Source organism: Dongia deserti, assembly GCF_003574735.1.
Classification (GTDB): Bacteria; Pseudomonadota; Alphaproteobacteria; order Dongiales; family Dongiaceae; genus Dongia_A; species Dongia_A deserti.
Genome location: NZ_QORW01000044.1, coordinates 1 through 2,917, shown reverse-complemented (window position 1 = coordinate 2,917; position 2,917 = coordinate 1). Strand labels below are relative to the sequence as shown.

The following is a 2,917-nucleotide window of genomic DNA, read 5'->3' as shown; positions in this document are numbered from 1 at the left end:
AGCTGGAGCATTGCATCTGCGCCAGGCCGGCACTGGCGCCGAACCGCACGACACCTGAGATCTCCACTTGCGATCCAACGCCGGTCACGACCAGCGGTTGACCCGATGTTACAGTCGACAGCTCCACACCGCTCAACCGCAGCTTCGCGCCACTCTGGACGCTGATCGCATTCGAGCCCGTCGTGCTGATGACCACGTTCTGCGGCGACGCCGCGTTCCCTAGGACGATGAAGCGCGCCGCCTGCTCTTGGCCGACCAGCGGGCCGTTCGCGTTCAAACCGGCATTGTAGGTGCCGTCGGCGATCTGGCACGTGACCGTGAAGCCGTTGAGATCGAGCGTGTCGCGCACGATGTTCCAGCACTTCTGGATCGTAAAGAAGGCGCCGGCGGCCGTGTTCGTCAGCCCATCGTTGTTGTCGTTGCCGTCCGTCCGCACATAGTAGGTGCGGCTGGCCAGTAGCCGCTCCCGCAGCGGCCCCACGAACCGCGCGATCTCCTCCCAGTTCGTGCCGACGCGCTTCAGCATCAGGAACGCGCTGGTGCTCGCCAGCGTGAAGTTGGAGCCGCCCTGCAGCAGGATCTTGCCGGTGCCGCCGACATTGTGCCGCACGCGCACCAGGCGCGCGGCGTTGGCGATCCGGATGGTGAGCAGCTGCCCGTCCTGCAGATTCGTCTGCGCGATCGTGTCCAGATCGTCGGCGGCGGTCGCGGCTTCGGTGTCGATCGCGTGCAGGCCGGAGGTCGGCGTGACGACGCCGGCAGCGATGGTCAGCGTCGACTCCGCCGCGCCGCCCAGCCCCTGAGCCACGAAGTCGCGCAGATCCTCGAACGCCTGCTTGCCGACGCCCTGGTTGACCGCGTTCCGGAACGCGTTTGGTAGCGTGAGCGCGGTCAATTGTACTGCCCTCCGAGCGAAGTCGTGCCGGCGGCGTTGCCCGGCAGATAGCTGGCGCCAGCACCACCGGTGTAGATGAGCCCGTTGCGGTCGGACTCGTAACGCTTCCCGGTGGCCGAGCCGGAAAAGACGTTGGAGTGGCACATGATCGCGCCGATCCAGTCGCTGTTCGCAAACGCATCCGAGAATGCCGGTGTTCCGGTGAGGGTGATCGTGAGTCCGGAGACAAAGACCGTCGCGTTGTTCTGGGAATACCAGTGCCTCACGGCGCCGCCGGAGATCGTGTAATTGCCGGTGGCGGCTACGTGCCCGCCGATGAACGCATTGACGTGGTTTCCGGCGCAGGCCCCGAAGATCAGGTTGCTGAAGAGGACATGGGCGCCATACCCGGTGGCGCCTATGCAGTCGCCGGACGTCACCGTCCGAAGCTCCATGTCCTTGACGGTGAACCAGACGCCAGCTTCGTCCGCCAAGAAACAGGAAGCACCTGTCGTCGTGATCCTGACGTTCGCTGGCGCGCCGGCATTCCCCTGGAACACGACCGACTCAGGCCCCAACGCACCGAGCACCGGACCGCTGGCAACAAGGCCGTCGGTATAGGCCGTGCTGTCGGCGATCTGGACCGTGACCACGAAGCCGTTCAGGTCCAGTGTATCGCTGATGACGTTCCAGGCCTTCTGCTTGGTCGCGAAGGCGCCGCCTGCCGTGTTTGCGAGGCCGGTGTTGTTATTGTTGCCGTCGGCGCGGATGTAATACGTCCGGTTCGCGCTCAGCCGCTCGCGCCAGAGGAGCCGCGCCGCTTGGATGTCCATGTTCGCAGCGTCCGAGCGCACGCGCACGATCTCGCCTGGCTTCAGCACCAAGGTGGCCTTGCCGTCGATCGTGCCGGCGGCCGGAGCGATCGTGAGAAAAGCCGTCGAGGCGTTCTTGAAGACGCATTCCCAACCATCGCCGAGCGCTGCCGGCGTCGCGGTGAAGGTGAAGGTGCGGTCGGTGGCGCCGGTCAGCGTGATGACCTTGCCGCGGTCGGCGGCGGTGATGTTGCGGGCGGCCGCCGTCGAGACGGTGTCCGGCTCGACCTGCAGCCAGGCGCGCATGTCCTCGATCTTGTCGCCATAGATCCGGTCGACCTCGACCCAGGTCGTGCCCTCGCGCCGCAGCAGCAGGGCCTTCTTCGTGCTGTTGAGGCTGAAGTTCACGCCGTCGTGCAGCAGGATCGTGCCGAGACCGCCGGCATTGTGCTTCACGACCACCGTGCGCGCGCCATTGGCCGAGCGGATGACCAGGAAGCGGCCGTCCGGATGATTGTCTTGCGCAATCCGATCGAGGTCGTCCGTCGCCGTCGCGCCCTCGGTGTCGATCGAATGCTGCGCGCGCGTCGCCGTGACAACGCCGCCGGCGATGGTGAGCTGCGTCGATGCCTCGCCGCCCAGCAGCTCCGCGATGACGGCGCGCAACGCTTCGAAGTTGATCTTCTGCGCGGCCTGCGTTGCCGCCGTGGCGATCGCATTGGCAGCCGGCAGCGTCGTCATCGATCAATACCCCCGCACGATGAAGTCACCGAAGCCGCTGGTATATGCAGGTGGCGTTGCGCCATCGATCGCCTTCATCAGCGGGCCAAGCGTGCTGTTCTTGTCGAGCGTCTGGAATCCGACCGCGTTGCCACCATCGAACTGCACGGAGTAGTCCACCTTGACGATTTTGCGGAACGGCTTTGTGATGGGCAGCCGGATGCCGCCGATCGGCACCACCACGTCCTCGAAGCGCTCCTCGATGTCCTCGACGTCGAGCACCGCGATGAAGCCAGAGATCGCGCCCTGCTTGACACCCGAACTGGTGTTCACCCGGAACTCGTATTCCTGATGCAGCAGGTCAGCCAGCTCGCCCGGCCACGGCACGAAGTCGGGATCGGGGTCCCACATCGAGTCCGCGTCGCTCGACCACATCTGCGTGGTCTCGTCGACGTCCCACATCGGCGCTTGGCTGCCCGTCGGCCGGTAGCTCAATGTCCAGGCCGCCGCG

General features: G+C 65.7%; 3 protein-coding genes. All 3 read right to left on the bottom strand.

Annotation, left to right across the window (positions count from 1 at the left end):
* Positions 1-895: hypothetical protein (locus tag DTX69_RS29830; protein WP_284736164.1), on the bottom strand; the 895-nt coding region annotated here is incomplete at its 3' end.
* Positions 892-2,427, bottom strand: coding sequence for a hypothetical protein (locus DTX69_RS29825; RefSeq protein WP_119305229.1), 1,536 nt, complete (start codon positions 2,425-2,427; stop codon positions 892-894). The genes DTX69_RS29830 and DTX69_RS29825, both read right to left, overlap by 4 nt.
* Positions 2,428-2,430: 3 nt before the next feature.
* Positions 2,431-2,917 (bottom strand): hypothetical protein (locus DTX69_RS29820; protein ID WP_284736163.1); only part of this gene is annotated, 487 nt, incomplete at its 5' end.

Coding starts and splice junctions, on each gene's coding strand:
- DTX69_RS29825 (WP_119305229.1), bottom strand. CDS start 2,427: ATGACGACGCTGCCGGCTGCCAATGCGATCGCCACGGCGGCAACGCAG.